The organism is Nonomuraea rubra (genome assembly GCF_014207985.1).
In the GTDB taxonomy this organism is placed as follows: Bacteria; Actinomycetota; Actinomycetes; order Streptosporangiales; family Streptosporangiaceae; genus Nonomuraea; species Nonomuraea rubra.
On the sequence record NZ_JACHMI010000001.1, the window covers coordinates 9,482,340 to 9,499,106 of the forward strand.

Sequence of the window (16,767 nt, forward strand, 5' to 3'; positions counted from 1 at the left end):
GTCCCCCACCGTGGAACGCTGGGGCGTCCACGAGATCGAGCTGACCGGGCCGTCCGACGGCAACCCCTTCGCTGACGTTCGTCTGTCGGCCCGGTTCCAGTTCCGCAATCGCATCGTCGAGGCCGACGGCTTCTACGACGGCGACGGCGTCTACCGCGTCCGGTTCATGCCGGACGCGGTGGGTCCGTGGAGCTACACCACCGTCAGTAATGTGACCGAGCTGGACGGCCACGCGGGCTCCTTCGAGGTGTCGCCCGCGTCCGAGGGCAACCACGGCCCTGTGCGCGCGTCCGGCACCGACTTCGAGTACGCCGACGGCACGCCGTACCTGCCGTTCGGCACCACGACCTACCACTGGACGCACGACCTGGACGAGGAGCGCGAGCGGCAGACGCTGCGGACGCTCGCCGCCTCCCCCTTCAACAAGCTGCGCATGTGCGTGCTGCCGACCGGCGCGATGTCGCCGCCCGAGGTGCCGTTCGCCGGGCAGGACCCGGACGGGCTGGACTTCACCCGGTTCAACCCGGTCTTCTTCCGCCACCTCGAGACCCGCGTCCGGGATCTGCTCGACCTGGGCATCGAGGCCGACATCATCCTGTTCCATCCGTACGACTTCGGCCGGCGCGGCATCGAGGACCTGGGCCGCGAGACCGACCACGGCTACCTCCGCTACGTCATCGCCCGCCTGGCCGCCTACCGCAACGTGTGGTGGTCGGCCGCCAACGAGTACGACTTCAACCAGGCCAAGACCGTCGAGGACTGGGACGACATCCTGCGGACGATCGCCCGGCTGGACCCGTACGAGCACCTGCGCTCGATCCACAACGGGACCCGCATGTACGAGGTCGCGACCCTGTACGACTTCACCAAGCCCTGGGTGACGCACCAGAGCATCCAGCACTGGGACGTCACCCCCACCGACGAGTGGCTGCGCACCTGCCTCAAACCGGTGGTGCTCGACGAGATCTGCTACGAGGGCAACATCGGCAAGCGCTGGGGCAACATCACCGGCGAGGAGCTGGTGGACCGGTTCTGGGAGGGCATGGCGCGCGGCGGCTACGTCGGCCACGGCGAGTCGCTGGCCGGCTTCCAGGAGCGGGCCTGGATCGGCAACGGCGGCGGCCTGTACGGGGAGAGCCCCGCCAGGATCGCCTTCCTGCGCCAGGTCATGGAGGCGCGCGGCGACGGCGTGCTGCTGCGGTACCTGGGGCGGCGGCAGGCGGCCTCCGTCACGGTGGACCTGCCCGACGACGGCTCCGCCTACGAGGTCGAGCTGATCGACACCTGGAACATGACGATCACCCCGGTGGACGGGGCGCACCGGAAGCAGGTGCGGGTGGCGCTGCCGCGCCGGCCGTACCTGGCGCTGCGGATGACGAGGGTTGCACGATGATCATCGATGGGATGGCGACGACCGCGCTCGCCTGGCACCTTCAGGGCGCCAACCGGCGCGCGCGGACGCTCGCCACGCTGCAGGCCTCCCCCTTCGACCGGGTACGGATGGCGGCGCTGGCCGGCCGGTGCACGCTCGACTCGCTGGAGGAACGGGTGGCGGAGCTGGCCGGGATCGGGGTGACCGCCGAGCTGGTGCTGCTGCACCCCGACGACGGCATCGCCGACGTGGCGGCCGCGGCGCGCTACCTGGAGGAGGTCGTCCCCCGCCTGGCGCAGCACCCGAACGTGTGGTGGTCGCTGTCGGCCGACCCCTCGCTCCTGCCCGGCATCTCCGAGCACGACTGGGTGCGGCTGGCGAACCTGGTGGCCGAGGAGGACCCCGGCCACCATCCGCTGTCCATCACCGTCCCGGCCGGCTCGCCACTGCTGTGGCGGCGCGGCTTCACGCACGGCAGCGTCACCGCGCGCAGCCCGCGCGACGCATGGGTCCAGACGCGCGACCACCACAGGCCGGTCGCCATGGACATGTGCGGCTACGAGGGCGACGCGCCCGACCCGTGGCTCAGCCTGACCCCGCAGGAGGTCGTGACCCACGCCTGGGACGGCGCCGTGCGGCGGCGATGCGTCACGCACGGGGAGTGGTACGTGGACGAGGACGGGCTGACCTGGTCGCAGAACGGCGGCACGCTCGTCGGCGAGGCGGTGCCGCGGCTGGGACTGCTGCGGCAGGTGCTCGTCGCGATCCCCGAGGAGGCGCGGTACCGGGACAGGGACGCGCCGATGCTGAAGGTGCCCGGGGAGTTCTACCTGGAGTTCTGCGGGGAGCATCGGTTCCCGCAGCGCGAGTACGACGTGCCGGAGGGGCGGTACGAGGTCGAGGTGATCGACACGTGGGGGATGACGGTGACGCCGCACGGGGTGCAGGAAGGGCCGGTGGTGACGGTGCCGCTGCCGGGGGTGGTCGGGCAGGCGATCCGGTTGCGGCGGGTGCCATGACCTCGGTACGCGAGTCACCGGACCAACGATCCGGCCCCCGGACCGACCCACCGGACCGGCCGTCCGGCGGCAACCCGACCCAACCACCGGACCAACGATCCGGTAACTGGACCGAGGCTCCGGCCTGCGGTACCGACGTCCGGGCCGACGCTGGTGGCGTGCGGGCCGATGCCGGTGGTGTGCGGGCCGGCGCCGGTGGCGTGCTCGCCGCCATCGCCGAGCCCGGTGGCAAGGTCGTCGAGGTGGTGTGCGCCTCTGGCGGTCCCGAGGTGCGGCTGGGCTGTCGCGGCGCGGCCGGCCCGTACCTGCGGGCACCGCTGCGCGGCCTGCTCACCGCCTCGGCGGGCCGCCCCTGGCACATCGAGCCCGCCGAACCGGGCACCGTGCACCTCCGCCGGCCGGACACAGGCGAAGCACCCGACGCGAGCGCGGCGCCGGACGCCCGCGGAGCGCCAGCCGCCAGCGCAGCACCGGATGCGGGCGGGACGGTGGTGGTGACGGCGCGGGCCGGGGGGTTGAGTGCGGAGCTGGAGCTGGCCTTCACCCCGGACGGCCTGCTCACCCTCACCACCACCTGGCGCAACGACTCCGGCACCGAGATCACCGACGTGGCGGCCGGCCTCCTGCTCCCCCTCCCCACCCAGGACGCCCACGTCACCATGCCGGGCGTGCTCTACAACGACAACCCCTCCTCCGACCCCGCGAGGAAGGTCCCCCGCATCCCGTACGTCGCCGAGGAGCACCGCCTCCCGATCCCCGCCGTGAACGCCGCCTGGGACGGCCGCTACGTCAGCCTGTTCGCCCACCCGGAAGCCACCCGCGACCACGAGGGCAGGGTGACCTACGGCTCGCTCGGCGTCGTCAGGTCCCCCGGCCCGGCCGTGGCCGCCCTGACGGGTGTGATCATGTTCGACGGCGAGCCGGACGTCTGTTACGTCAGCAAGGCGGAGGTGGCGGACCGCCCGATCGGCTACCGTGACCTGGCCCCGGGCGCGACGATGACCACCCGCCACACGCTGGACTGGGGCCCGGTGGAGCCGCGCGGCCTCGGCTTCAGGACGCTGGTGCACACCAGGCTCTACCGCGACGAACCCGCCAGGCCGCTCTCGGCGGACGACCTCGTCCGGCTCAAGACCAACGCCATGGACGCGCGCTGGAACGGCGACGGCTACCTCGCCTACGAGGGCACCCGCCACGGCCGCCCCCGCTCGTACCTGTACGGCTGGACCGGCCAGTGCATGAAGCTGGCCCTGTGCGACGCCCTGCTCGGTCTCGATCAGGACGAGCGGGACGAGCGGGACGGGCGGGACGAGCCGGAGCGCGTCGAGCGGGCCCGTCGCGCCGCCGGCTTCTACGTCGAAGGCAGCGCGACCCCGGTACGCGGCCTGCGCGCCGCCCGCTACCTGGTCGACGAGGGCCGCTGGGAGATGTTCCGCAGGGACGGCGCCGACTTCGTCTCCAGCCGCGCCCTGGGCGAGACGATCACCGACCTGGCGGCGCTGACCCTGCTGTTCAGGGACGCGGAATTGGAGGTGCCGCCGGAGTGGGAGGAGGCGGTGACGGACGCCGCCGCCGTCTTCTGGCACACCAGGCTGCCCGAGGGCGTCGTCCCGCTCGGCTGGACCCCGATGGGCACCCCTGTCTCGCCGATGGTGAGCGCGGCGGGCATCTCGTGCGTGCAGGCGATGCTGGGCGCGTACCGGCTGAGCGGGGAGCGGATGTGGCTGCTGCGGGCCGAGGAGGTGCTCGGCCACTACCACCGGCTGCACGCGGCCACGTTCGAGCGGCCGTTCGCGCACGCCACGCTGGACGCCTCCGGGGAGGACAAGGAGGCCGGGATGTACTTCTTCCTGGCCGCCCACGAGCTGTTCCGGCTGACCGGGCGGGAGACGTACGCGCGGTGGGCGGAGGTGGCGGCCGACTGGCTGCTGACGTTCGTGTACGCGTGGTCACCGGAGTTCGACAGGGGCAGCACGTTCGAGCGGCGCGGCTTCAAGGCGTGCGGCTGGCCGTCGGTGAGCGTGCAGAACCATCACCTCGACGTGTTCTTCCCGACCTCCGAGCTGATGGAGTTCGGGCGGGCGACCGGCAGGGCCGAGTACGCGGAGCAGGCGGACCGGATCCTGCACGCCATGGGCCAGGGCATCTGCACGGAGCCAGGCGACTGGGGTTTCCGGACGCCGGGCGAGCAGGGCGAGGGCTTCTTTCAGACCAACTGGCAGCGTACGGGCGAGGCGAACACCTGGAACCCGTCCTGGGTGATCGCACTGCCCCTGTACCACGCACTACGGATGAGGAAGGTGTCGTGAACGAGGAAGAGGCCTGGCGGTACGCCGACGAGCTCAGGGACAGGGTGCGCCCGCCGGAGTTCCCCGACCGCTGGTTCGACGTGACGTCCTACGGCGGCGGGGAGCAGTGGACCGAGGCGTTCCGCGCCGCGATCGAGGCGTGCCACGAGGCGGGCGGCGGCCACGTCCGGGTGCCGCCGGGAACGTACCCGACCGGGGCCATCCACCTGCTCAGCAACGTGGACCTGCACGTCGAGCCGGGCGCCACGATCCTGTTCAGCACCGACCCCGCCGACTACCTCCCGGTCGTCCACACCCGCTTCTCCGCCATCGAGTGCTACAACTACTCCCCCTTCGTCTACGCCTACGGCCAGGAGAACATCGCGATCACCGGCGAGGGCACCCTCGACGGCTCGGCCGGGCCCGAGCACTGGTGGCCGTGGGTGGGCACGCCGGAGTTCGGCTACCGCGAGGGCATGCCGCACGAGGCCGGCGACTGGGCCGAACTGCAGCGCATGGCGGCGGAGGGCGTACCGGTCGAGGAGCGCGTCTTCGGGGCCGGACACTACTTCCGGCCCAACATGATCCAGCCGTACCTGTGCCGCGACGTCCTGGTGGAGGGCGTGCGCATCGTACGTTCCCCCATGTGGGAGATCCATCCGGTGCTCTGTGAGAACGTCCTGGTCAGGAACGTCTCCATCTACTCGCGCGGCCCCAACAACGACGGCTGCGACCCCGAGTCGTGCAAGTCCGTGGTCATCTCCGGCTGCGTGTTCGACGTCGGCGACGACTGCATCGCCATCAAGGCCGGCCGGGGCCCCGACGGGCGGCGCGTCGGGGTGCCGTGCGAGGACGTCCTGATCGAGGACTGCGAGATGCGTTACCGGTACGGGTCCGTCGCCATCGGCACGGACACGACCGGCGGCATCCGCAACGTGTTCGTGCGACGCTGCCGCTGGGGCGGCGAAGGGCTGTACTTCGGGCTCTACATCAAGACGAACTCGGTGCGCGGCGGCTACGTGGAGAACGTCTTCGTGCGCGACGTGGAGATCAGCGAGCTGACCAAGGAGGCCGTGTCGATCGACCTGTACCACGGGGACGGGCACAACGGCGACGATCCGCCGCCGATCCGCAACATCCACGTGGCCGGGGTGCGCAGCGATCGCACGCGCAGCGCGTACCTGCTGAGGGGGTATCCCGAGCAGCCGCTGCGGGAGATCTCGATCCGGGACAGCTCGTTCGCCCGGGTGTCGCGTGCGGACGTGGCCGCCGACGTCGAAGGCCTGTCGATCGCCAGGGTCACGGTCGGCTAGCAAGTTTCCGACGCCGTACCCGTTTCCGTGACAGACTGTGGCCATGCGGCCACCCCGAGCGAAGTACTTCAACACCACCGGCCCGTGCGATCCGCGGCTCCACTACATGCTGCCCCCTACGCCGCGGCTTCCGCAGGCGCGGGTGCTGATCGAGATGGACCGCTACTTCGTGCTGCACGCGCCCCGGCAGACCGGCAAGACGACCACGCTGCGCACCCTGGCCTCCGAGCTGACCGCCGAGGACGACATCGCCGCCCTGATGTTCTCCTGCGAGCGCGCCAAGGTGGCCAGCGACGACTACCCCGCCGCGGAGGAGATTCTCCTGGATTCCCTTCGCAAGGCCGCGGAACGGTCGGGATGGCCGGAGGAACTGATGCCGCCGGATGTCTGGCCGGAGGCCCCGGCGGGCGGCCGGTTCAGTGCGGCGCTGAGCGAGTGGTGCCGTCGCTGCCCGCGCCGGGTGGTGTTGTTCCTCGACGAGATCGATGCGCTGCAGGGCGACAGCCTGGTCAGCATCCTCAGCCAGCTACGCGACGGCCACAACGCCCGGCCGGAGGGAGAGCCGTTTCCCGCATCCGTGGTGCTGTGCGGGTTGCGCGACCTGCGTGACTACAAGGTCGCATCGGGTGGGGAAGCCAGCCGGTCGAACCCATCCAGCCCGTTCAACATCGTCGCCGAGTCGCTACGCCTGGGCGACTTCACCACCGACGACATCGCCGAGCTGTACGACCGTCACACACAGGCGACCGGCCAGGAGTTCACCAAGGACGCGGTGGATCAGGTCTTCGAGCTGACCCAGGGACAACCCTGGCTGGTCAACGCCCTCGCCCATGAGATCACCTTCAAGATGGGGGTGACCGGCACCATCACCGCCGGGCAGGTGGAGGAGGCCAAGGAGCGGCTGATCCGGGCGCGCGCCACCCACCTGGACTCCCTCGCGGCCCGGCTGCACGAGCCCCGGGTCAAGCGGGTGATGGAGCCGATCGTGGCCGGCGACCACTACACCGACCGCCGCAACTCCGACGACCTGTCCTACGCCCGCGACCTGGGCCTGATCACGCAGAAGCCTCCGCCACAGGTGGCCAACCCGATCTACCGCGAGGTCATCCTGCGCGTGCTGGGCGACCTGACGGAACAGAACGTCCACGCCGACCCGCACAGCTTCGTGCTCCCCGACGGCCGCTTCGACCTGCCGCGCCTGCTGGACGAGTTCGTGGTGTTCTGGCGGGAGCACGGCGAGGTTCTCATCCAGCAGGAGGGCTACCACGAGGCCGCCTGCCAGATCATCCTGATGGCTTTCCTGCACCGCCTGGTCAACGGCGGCGGCTACCTCGACCGCGAGTACGCCGCCGGCACCAAACGCCTGGACGTGCTGATCCGCTGGCCCTACCCCGGCCCCGACGGCAAGCGGCTGATGCAGCGCGAGGCCATGGAGCTGAAGGTCTGGCGGGCGGGCGAGAGCGACCCGCTGCCCGACGGCCTCGTCCAGCTCGACCGGTACCTGGACCGCCTCACCCTGCCCACCGGCGTGCTGGTGATCTTCGACCGGCGGCCCGAGGCCCCGCCGTGGCAGGAACGCGGCACTTTCGGGCAGGCGACCACGCCGTCCGGCCGCCAGGTCACCCTCCTGCGGGCGTGACGGCCGTCGACGGCTTGCGGCCAGGTCAGTGCATCGGCGTCCAGATCGTCATCGGGCCGGTGCCGCGGTTGGCCCAGGCGTAGTAGGGCACGAACGTGAGGGCGACCGGGCCCTCGTGCTCCGGCTCCCGGGGCGCGCCCGCGGTGCGGTACGGGAAGCCCGCGTCGTCCGCGCGGTGCACGTGCGCCCTGCCCCGTGCGACGACCGGCACCACCTCGGCGGGCAGGCCCGTCACCGGGCTCCCGTCGCGCAGGCCGGGGTTCGTGTCCAGGCACAGGTCGTCCACGATGACGCCGGGGTGGTCGGCCTGCTCCAGGCAGTAGACGAGCGGGCCGCGCTCCACCGCGACCTGGCCGCGGGCCACGTCCAGCCTGGGCACGGCAGCGGTGAGGCGGGGGCGGACGGCGAGGTCCAGCGTGACGCGGTCGCCCCGCCGCCACACGCGCCGGACGCGGTGATACCCGCCGGGCGCGACCGTCCGCCCATCGACGCCGGGGTCGGCCCGCTGGTCGCCCCCGCCGAACCGCGCCTCCACCCCCGCCCCGTCGGCCCATGCCGGGATGCGCAGTGCGAGCGTCCACGGGTGGTCGGGCGTCTCCCGGACCACGAGCTCGACGCGCCCGCCCCACGGGTAGTCGGTCTCCACCTCCAGCAGCACGCCCCCCGCCCGGATCGTGCCGGGCGCGTACAGGTGGACCTGGACCCCCTCGTCGTCGCCGGTGGCCAGGTAGTGGTCGAGCGAGGAGAGCAGGCGCATGACGTTGGGCGGGCAGCAGGCGGTGCCGTACCAGTCCTGGCGGCCCCTGGCGGCGGCGCGGCGGTCGTCGGGGTTGGCGCCGGCGCGCACCCGTAGCGCGTTGACGTAGAAGAAGCGGTCGCCGCCGAGGGAGATGCCGGGCAGGACGGCGTTGTGGAGGGTGCGCTCCATCAGGTCGGCGAAGGCGGCCTCGCCGGTGGCCAGGAGCATGCGCCAGGACCACTGCACGCTGCCGACCGCGGCGCAGGTCTCGCAGTAGGCGGTCTCCGGGGTCAGCTCGTGCGGGCCGCCGAACTGCTCGCCGTACCAGACGGAGCCCAGCCCTCCGGTCAGGTACGTCTTGGTCGCCACCATGTCGCGCCACTGGCGGGTGAGTGCGGCGAGCAGGTCGGCGTCGGCGGTCTCGACGGCGACGTCCGTGGCGCCGGCGGCCAGGTACATGGCGCGGACCGCGTGGCCCTCCACCGTGGTGGCCTCCCGGAGTGGCACCCGGTCCTGGCGGATGCCGGGGCCGTGGTGGCCCTTGAGCGGCAGGCGTTCCCCGCCCCGGTCCGTGACCATGCGGATGGCGAGGTCGAGGTAGGGGCGGGCGCCGGTCTCGCGGTAGAGCTCGGCCAGGGCGGTCTCGATCTGGGGGTGCCCGTCGAGCGCGCCGGCGGGCAGGTCCTTGACGAGGTGGTCGGCGAGGCGGGTCGCGACGCGCAGCAGCGTGTCGTCGCCGAGGGCGCGGCTGCCGGCGACGGCGGCCTGCATGAGGTGGCCGGCGCAGTAGAGCTCGTGGCTGGAGGCCAGGTCGGAGTAGGGTTCGCGGCCGGTGAGCTGGGTGTGGGTGTGCAGGTAGCCGTCCGGGCGCTGGGCGGCCGCGACCAGCGCCACCGCCTCCTCGTACGCCCGCGCGAGCCCATCCCCACCGGCCTGCGACCGCCCGCCTTCGCCATCGCCGGCGTACGGCCGCCCGAGGTCATCGCCGCCCGTCCGTCCGCGTTCATCGTCACCGGCCCGGCCGCGTTCCCAGGCCACGGCCTCCAGCCACTTGTAGACGTCGGAGTCGGCGAAGACCTTGCCGCGGTGCTCCCCTCCAGCACCGCGGGCTGCCGCCTCCAGGTTGGCGAACGCGCCGGACTCGCGGATCCGCTCCCCACCCAGGGGGATCGTGACGTCGCGGTTGACCCGCTGCCGATCGCCCCAGAACCCGCCCTCGATCCGCGCACCGGCGGCGGGTCGCAGGGTCACTGCCGCTTCCGGGCGCGGCCGCACCACCGCATCATCGCTCATACCGCCATCGTGCCTCACGGTTTACATATCCAACAAGATATGAATATTTATACAGATCTTGACGGCGACCTCAGAGGCGAAGGAGGCTGAATGAGTGGTTTATGCGCCCTTGAATATTTATGAGGTGTAGAAGATGCCGGACATTCCCGACACGGTGTTGCTCGAGGAACGGGCCGAGCTGGCGATGAACGCGGTGGCCGGGCTGCCCGACGCGGACCTGGGCGGCATCCCGTACTTCAGCGCCGACCTGCTGGCCCGCCCGGCCACGCTGCAGCACGGCGACTGGGACTGGGGCTCCAGCCACGGCCGGCTGCTCGACGCCTGCCTGCTGGCCAGGCAGATGACGGGCAAGGACACCTGGCGGGAGGTCGAGGACGGCTTCCGTACCAGGCTCGTCGGCTTCTTCGGCGCGGACGGGCTGAGCTACCGGCAGGCCAGGCCCGAGCGCGGCTGGCCGGCCAACGCCAACCTCATCGACCAGCGGGCCGTGCTGCTGTCGCTGACCACGTGGTTCGTCTCCGACGGCGACCCCGAGGCCAGGAAGCTGGTGGACCGGCACGTGGCCGCGCTCAAGCGGATCGCGATCAAGGAGCGGGACGTGTGGTTCTACCCCGCCTCCGAGTACACCCCGGACGGCTGGCCGTCCCCCAACGCGATCGCGCTGCACCTGGCCCCGGACCCGGCCTCGTTCAGCGGCCGGTTGATCATGCCGCTGCTCCGCTACCACCAGGCGACCGGCAACGAGGACGCGCTGGAGCTGTGCGGGTGGTTCGCGCGGCTGATCGTGCACAAGAGCGGCGTGTTCAACGAGGACGGCAGCTTCAACGCCGCCCGCGCCTACCGCAGCGGCCACTTCCACACCCGGCTGGGCACCCTCGAAGGGCTGGCCCGCTACGCCCGCCACACCGGCGACCACGAGCTGACCGCGTTCGTACGCCGCGCCTACGACTGGGCGCTCGGCCAGGCCACCGCGTTCGGCTGGACCCCGGGTGACCTGGCCGACCAGCGGTACGAGCACGAGAGCTGCTCCCTGGTCGACCTCATCGGCACCGGCACCACACTGGCCGCGTCCGGGCACACCGCGTACTGGGGCGTGGTCGAGCGGTTCCTGCGCAACCACCTCGTGGAGTCGCAGCTCCTCGACCTGGGCTGGGTCGAGTCCGCGCTCGACACCTCCGGCGACGAGCCGGGCTGGACGACGCACGTCCGGGTGGGCGAGCGGGTGCGCGGCGCGTTCGCCGGCTACGGCGCGCCCAACGACTTCGTCTGCGACGTCGAGCTGGGCCGTGGCCACACCGCCGACGTGCAGGCGTGCTGCGTCGGCTCCGGCGTGCGCGGCCTGTTCTGGGGCTGGAACTCGATCGTCACCGGCAACCGGATCAACCTGCTCCTCACCCGGGCCACCAGGCAGGTCACCGTGCTCAGCCACCTCCCGCACGAGGGCCGCGTGGACCTGGACGTGCACGAGGACCTGCCGGAGCTGCGGATGCGGGTGCCCGACTGGGCCGGGTACGCCAAGGTCCGCGTGTCCCGCGGCACCGGGAGCTTCGACGGCACCCAGCCGGGGGCCTGGGCTCCGGACGGTTACCTGTCCATCCCCGCCCCCCGAGCGGGCGAGCGCGTCACGGTCACCTTCCCCGTCCCCGAGACCACCAGCACCGAGGTCGCGGCCGGCCGCGAGTACCAGGTGCGCTGGCGCGGCGACGACGTGATCGGCATCAGCCCCGAGGGGACCGCCCGGCCGATGTACAGCGGCCGCAAGGTGCACCCCACCGCCCCCAGGCGGAACTACGAGCTGGCCCGCCCCGCGAAGGAGTGGACGTGGTGAACATCATGCCGGACGACTGGTCGCTGCCCGAGCCCCCTGCCGCCGCCGCCCTCCAGCCGTACGACCTGCGCTGCGAACACCTGCGCACCCCGCTCGGCATCGGCACCCCCACGCCCAGGCTGGCCTGGCGGCTGGCCTCCGACCGGCGCGGCGACGCCCCTGCCGCCCACCGCGTCACCGTGCACGGCCCCGGCGGCGCCCTGGCCTGGGACAGCGGCTGGATCGACGGCCAGGACGTGAGCGCCGACTACGGCGGGGCGCCGCTGGTGTCGTTCGCCCGCTACGACTGGCGGGTCGAGGTGCGCGGCGGCGGGTCGGCGCGGTCGTGGTTCGACACCGGGGTGCTGCACGCCGACGAGTGGCGGGCCGCCTGGATCGGGCACGACCCCGAGACGGACCCGCCGTTCGAGCCGCCCACGGACGACCGCGAGCCCCGCACCCCGCGTACCGCACACCTGCCCGCGCCCCGCTACTTCCGGCGCGTCGTGGACCTGCGGCCCGCCACCGCCGTACGGATCGCCGTCACCGCCCGCGGCCTGTACGAGCTGCACGTCAACGGTCACCGGGCCGGCGACGGCGAGCTGACGCCCGGCTGGACCGACTACCGGCGGCGCGTCCCGTACCAGGTGTACGACGTCACGGACCTGGCCGGGGACGGGCCGCTGTGCGTGGGCGCGGTGCTGGCGGACGGCTGGTGGTCGGGCAGCCTCGGCTGGGACGGGCGGCAGCAGGCCCAGCGCTACGGCCGGCACCCGCAGCTCCTGGCCCAGATCGTGGCCGAGCACGCGGACGGGTCCCGCACCGTGATCGGCACGGACGGGCGCTGGCGGGAGACGATCGGCCCGCTGCGCTACGCCGACCTGCTCATGGGCGAGCGGTACGACGCCCGCCTCGACCTCGGCGGCTGGGACCTGCCGGGCTTCGACGACTCCTCCTGGGCGCCGGCCCGCGTCGCGGACACCGATCTCTCGGTGCTGGTGCCGTCCGTGGCCGAGCCCGTACGGGTGACGCGGGACCTCGTACCGGTGGAGGTCCGCTCCCACGACGGCAGGACGATCGTGGACCTCGGCCAGAACATCGCCGGCCGCGTCCGCCTGACCGTGCGCGGCGCCGCGCCGGGCACCCGCGTCACGCTCAGGCACGGCGAGGCACTTACCGACGACGGCGGCCTCTACACCGCCAACCTGCGCTCCGCCGAGGCCACCGACCACTACGTGGCGGCGGGGGTCGCGGAGGAGACGTACGAGCCGCGCTTCACCGTGCACGGCTTCCGCTACGTCGAGGTCACCGGGCACGCCGACGTCGCCGTGGTGGGCCGGGCGATGCACTCGGACACGCCGGTGGCGGGCGAGTTCTCCTGCTCGGACGCCATGGTGCGGCAGCTCATGAGCAACATCCGGTGGAGCCAGCGCGACAACTTCGTCTCCGTCCCGACCGACTGCCCGCAACGGGACGAGCGGCTCGGCTGGACGGCCGACGCGCAGGTGTTCCTGCCCACGGCCTGCTACAACGCGGACGTGGCGGCGTTCTTCACCAACTGGCTCGCCGACCTGCGCTGCGCGCAGGACGCCGCCGGCGGCGCGGTGCCGGACGTCGTGCCGCACGTCATCACCGAACGGCACGGCACCCCCGCCTGGGGCGACGCCGCCACGATCGTGCCGTGGCACCTGTACGAGGTGTACGGCGACGAGCGGGTGCTGCGCGACAGCCTGCCCAGCATGCGCCGCTGGGTCGACCACGTCGAACGCCACAACCCCGGCCTCGTCTGGCGCGACAAGGTCGGCAGCCACTACGGCGACTGGCTGCAGGCGGACGTGCGCACCGACCGCGACGTGCTCGCCACCGCCTACTTCGCCCTCAGCGCCGACCTGACGGCCAGGGCGGCCGCCGTGCTGGGCGACACCGAGGCCCGTGACCGGTACGCGGGGCTGCGAAAGCGGATCGGGGAGGCCTTCGCGCGCGAGTTCGTCTCGCCGGACGGGCGCATCACCGGCGACACGCAGACCGGCTACCTGCTGGCGCTCGCGCACCGCCTGGTCCCCGCCGGCCTCGTGCCCGCCGCCGTCGCCCACCTCGTGGCCGACCTGGAACGGCGGGGGCGGCGGCTGACCACCGGGTTCGCCGGGGTGGCGCTGCTCGGCCCCGTCCTGTCGGCGCACGGGCACGCCGACCTCGCGTACGCGCTGCTGCACGACGACCGCTACCCGTCGTGGGGGTACTCGATCAAGCGCGGGGCCACCACGATCTGGGAGCGGTGGGACGGCTGGACGGAGGAGACCGGCTTCGGCCCCGTCGCCATGAACTCCTTCAACCACTACGCGCTCGGCTCCGTCGGGGCGTGGCTGTACGGCGGGGTCGCCGGGCTCGGGCAGGAGGAGGGGTCGGTGGGCTTCCGGCGTCCCCGGATCCGGCCGCTGGTCGGGGGTGCCCTGCGGTGGGCCTCGGCCGCGTACGAGACGCCGCTCGGGCGGCTGGCCAGCCGGTGGGAGCTCGCCGGTCGGGGTGAGTTGCGGCTGTCGGTGCAGATTCCGCCGGGGGCGCTGGCGACCGTGCACGTGCCGACGACGGATCCCTCGTCGGTGCGCGAGTCCGGCGAGCCCGTGAGCGGGGTGGTGGGGCGGACCGGGTCTGCGGTGGTGTGCCAGGTCGGGTCCGGGCGGTACTCGTTCACCTCGGCCTGGTGACGGCTGCCGGTGGTCGTCTCGTGACCACGTGGGCCGCCTCCGCTGAGGGGCTCGGGGGCCGGTTGCGGGATGTGACGGTGCGGAACGTGGTGCGTACGTCCGTGGGCGGGGCCGGGTTGCGGGTGCGGCTGACCAACGCCTTCGGGGGGCGGGCGGTGACGTTCGGCCGGGTGTGCGTGGGCTTGTCGCGGGCGGGGGCCGCGCTGGAGCCGGGGTCGAATCGGGGGGTGACGTTCGGGGGGTGTGCCGGGGTGACGGTGGGGGCCGGGGAGACGGTGGTCAGTGATCCGGTGGCGGGGTGGGTGGATGGGTGGCGGCGGGTGGCGGTCAGCGTGTACGTGGCGGGAGAGTGCGACACGCTGACGGGCCGCAACCGCGCCACCGCCCCGCCCTACCCGCCGTTTGCCGCACCGCCCGGCGCGTGGGAGCCTGCCGTTTCGCCCGCGTACCGGTCGCTTCCCGGCGATCATGCCGGCGACGAGGGTGATGGCGCGTTCGTCGAGCCCGTCGCGGTGTGGCACTGGATCGACGCGCTGACCGTGGTGACGCCCGAGCCGGTGCGGGTCGTGGCTGCGGTCGGCGACTCGTTCACCGTCGGCGTCGGCTCGGAGACCGGTCACGGCTGGGCCGACCTGCTCGCCCACCTCTCGGGGGTGCCGGTGCTCAACGAGGGGGTGTCGGGCGGGAAGGTGCTCGCGGCGGGCACGGGGCGGCCCGCCGAGGTGCGGCTGACCGCCGAGGTGCTGACCAAGCCGGGCATCGGCACCGTGATCGTCCAGGCGGGCGTCAACGATCTCGGCGCGGGCGCGCGGGCGGACGACCTCGTCGCCGCGTACCGCCGCATGGCGGCCGCGGCGCACGCGGCCGGGGTCCGGGTGATCGGCGGGACGATCACACCGTTCGCGGGCGCCGACTACCACACCGAGCAGGGCGAACGGGCCCGGCAGGCGGTCAACGCGTTCATCCGGGAAGGCGGCGCGTTCGACGCGGTGGCCGACTTCGACGCCGCCCTCCGCGACCCGGCCGCCCCCGCCCGCCTGCTGCCCCGCTACGACAGCGGCGACCACCTGCACCCGAGCGCGGCCGGCCACCAGGCGATGGCGTCCGCGCTCGACGTGCGACCCGATCCACCCGCCGGACGGCTCTAGGCCGGATGGCTGATCGCCGGCTCCGGGCGGTGGATCCCCCGGGGCCGGTAGCCCAGGGTGTCCGAGATGCCGAGGTAGTCGGACAGCAGCCAGATGATGGCCAGCCACATCTCCGTACCCTGCAGCCCGGGCGTGCGTGCCGCGCCGCTCCCTCCGGTCAGCGCGAAGCTGAGCCCGGCGCCGTCGTGCCAGCCGCCCAGCGCGCGGGCGAGGTGCTCCCTGGCCCACGCCTCGCCCTCCGCCCTGCGGTGCGGGGTCTGCCGGCCGAGCAGCCACAGGGGGTGGATGACGTCGAGCACGTTGCAGGCGTTCCCGGCGCCCGGGCCGAAGTAGCGGGGGTCGCGGGCCTGGGTGAGCACGGTGTCCACGGCCCGTTCCGGGTACGGCAACGGCAGCCCGAACTGCGCGAACGTGCCCCGCGTGAGCCGGTAGAAACCGTTGACCACCATCAGCCAACCGGAGTCGGAGTCCGGCTCGCCCCACATGCCGTGGGTCCGGCGCACGCGGGTCAGCAGCCAGCCGTACAGGGTCTCGACGTCGCCGCGCAGGCCGAAGTCGGCGAGGTTGCGGTAGAGGCCGGTGCCGATGGCGTCCACCACCGAGCCGGACGTCCACGCCTCTCGGGTCCAGTCGAGGCCGTCGAGCAGGGTGGTCAGGTCCTGGGAGCGGAGGTCGTGGACGGCGTGGACGGGGTGGTGGAAGGTGGTGCCGAGCAGGTTGAGGGCGTATCCGGCGCAGAGCACGTGGTAGGCGGTCACGCCCTCCAGCTCCGGCCGTGCCGCGTCGCCCGCCTCGGGTGAGCCGGGGGCGCCGAGCTCGGGGATCAGGCCGGTGCCGGGGTCCTGGCGGTCGCGGAGGAAGGCGACGATGTCGTCGCGGGCCGGGGTGGGGGGAGGGCCGCCGAGCAGCAGGTCGGCGATCTCCACCGCGTCGCACCAGGCGCGCACGGTGGGCTGGGCGCCGGGCCGGTCCACGTACCGGTCGCCGGTCCAGCAGCGCGCCAGCACCGCCTCGGCCTGCTCCCGCGCCCGCCCGGCGAACGCCACCAGCCTCCCCTCCAGATCCCCGCCCGCCGGAGGAAGGGCCTCGGTCGGGGTGGGGCGGGGGGTGCGGCGGTCGCGGAGGGGGCGGGCCGGGTTGCCTGCCACCATGGCCCAGGCGGGGACGTCCTTGGTGACGACCGAGCCCGCCCCGATGATCGCGTGGTCGCCGATCGTCACGCCGTCGAGCACGACGACGTTCGAGCCGATCCACACGTCGTCACCGACGCGGATGCCCTTCGAGGTGATCGGCTGGCGGAAGACGGGCCGGTCGGGGGCGGTGCCGTGGTTGAAGCCCAGCAGGGACGTGTGCGCCCCGATCCGCACCGCGTCCCCCAGCTCGATCCGCCCCCGCACCACCGCGTACGGGTTGACGGTGCAGTCCTCCCCCATCGAGACGTCGT

9 protein-coding genes and 1 pseudogene are annotated in these 16,767 nt (G+C 73.0%); 8 read left to right on the forward strand and 2 right to left on the reverse strand.

Annotation, left to right across the window (positions count from 1 at the left end; all coding sequences use genetic code 11):
- Positions 1–10: 10 nt before the first annotated feature.
- The 5 genes from HD593_RS43215 (at position 11) to HD593_RS43235 (ending at position 7,631) form a co-directional block, all read left to right on the forward strand.
- Positions 11–1,393: a DUF5060 domain-containing protein gene (locus tag HD593_RS43215; RefSeq protein WP_221525281.1), complete on the forward strand. Its 1,383-nt coding sequence runs from the start codon at positions 11–13 to the stop codon at positions 1,391–1,393.
- Positions 1,390–2,391, forward strand: a complete 1,002-nt coding sequence (locus HD593_RS43220; protein ID WP_185108418.1) for a DUF5605 domain-containing protein — start codon at positions 1,390–1,392, stop codon at positions 2,389–2,391. The genes HD593_RS43215 and HD593_RS43220 overlap by 4 nt, the downstream gene beginning before the upstream one ends.
- 158 nt (positions 2,392–2,549) lie before the next feature.
- On the forward strand, positions 2,550–4,700 hold the full coding sequence (locus tag HD593_RS43225; protein ID WP_221525282.1) for a hypothetical protein: 2,151 nt from the start codon (positions 2,550–2,552) through the stop codon (positions 4,698–4,700).
- Positions 4,697–5,992: a glycoside hydrolase family 28 protein gene (locus HD593_RS64770; RefSeq protein WP_185108420.1), complete on the forward strand. Its 1,296-nt coding sequence runs from the start codon at positions 4,697–4,699 to the stop codon at positions 5,990–5,992. Before HD593_RS43225 ends, HD593_RS64770 begins: the two co-directional genes overlap by 4 nt.
- 43 nt (positions 5,993–6,035) lie before the next feature.
- On the forward strand, positions 6,036–7,631 hold the full coding sequence (locus HD593_RS43235; protein ID WP_221525283.1) for an ATP-binding protein: 1,596 nt from the start codon (positions 6,036–6,038) through the stop codon (positions 7,629–7,631).
- A gap of 25 nt (positions 7,632–7,656) precedes the next feature.
- Here the strand turns inward: HD593_RS43235 and HD593_RS43240 are convergent, their stop codons facing one another.
- Complete coding sequence (locus HD593_RS43240; protein ID WP_185108422.1) at positions 7,657–9,663, reverse strand: glycoside hydrolase family 127 protein; 2,007 nt, start codon at positions 9,661–9,663, stop codon at positions 7,657–7,659.
- A 133-nt stretch (positions 9,664–9,796) separates the two neighbouring features.
- Between HD593_RS43240 and HD593_RS43245 the strand changes: the two genes are divergently transcribed.
- The 3 genes from HD593_RS43245 to HD593_RS43255 are packed head-to-tail and all read left to right on the forward strand — an operon-like array spanning position 9,797 to position 15,323.
- Positions 9,797–11,491 (forward strand): glycoside hydrolase family 127 protein, encoded by a 1,695-nt coding sequence (locus HD593_RS43245; RefSeq protein ID WP_185108424.1) that lies wholly within the window; start codon positions 9,797–9,799, stop codon positions 11,489–11,491.
- Positions 11,485–14,175 carry an alpha-L-rhamnosidase gene (locus HD593_RS43250; RefSeq protein WP_221525284.1) on the forward strand — a complete coding sequence of 897 codons (2,691 nt, stop codon included), beginning with the start codon at positions 11,485–11,487 and terminating at the stop codon, positions 14,173–14,175. The genes HD593_RS43245 and HD593_RS43250 overlap by 7 nt, the downstream gene beginning before the upstream one ends.
- Positions 14,176–14,195: 20 nt before the next feature.
- The gene (locus tag HD593_RS43255) at positions 14,196–15,323 is read left to right on the forward strand and encodes a GDSL-type esterase/lipase family protein (RefSeq protein ID WP_185108426.1); all 1,128 of its coding nucleotides are present in this window, start codon (positions 14,196–14,198) and stop codon (positions 15,321–15,323) included.
- Between the two features lie 1,103 nt (positions 15,324–16,426).
- Here HD593_RS43255 and HD593_RS65410 read toward each other — a convergent pair.
- Positions 16,427–16,591 (reverse strand): annotated as a pseudogene (locus tag HD593_RS65410) (DapH/DapD/GlmU-related protein); the annotation flags it as partial.
- Positions 16,592–16,767: the final 176 nt, after the last annotated feature.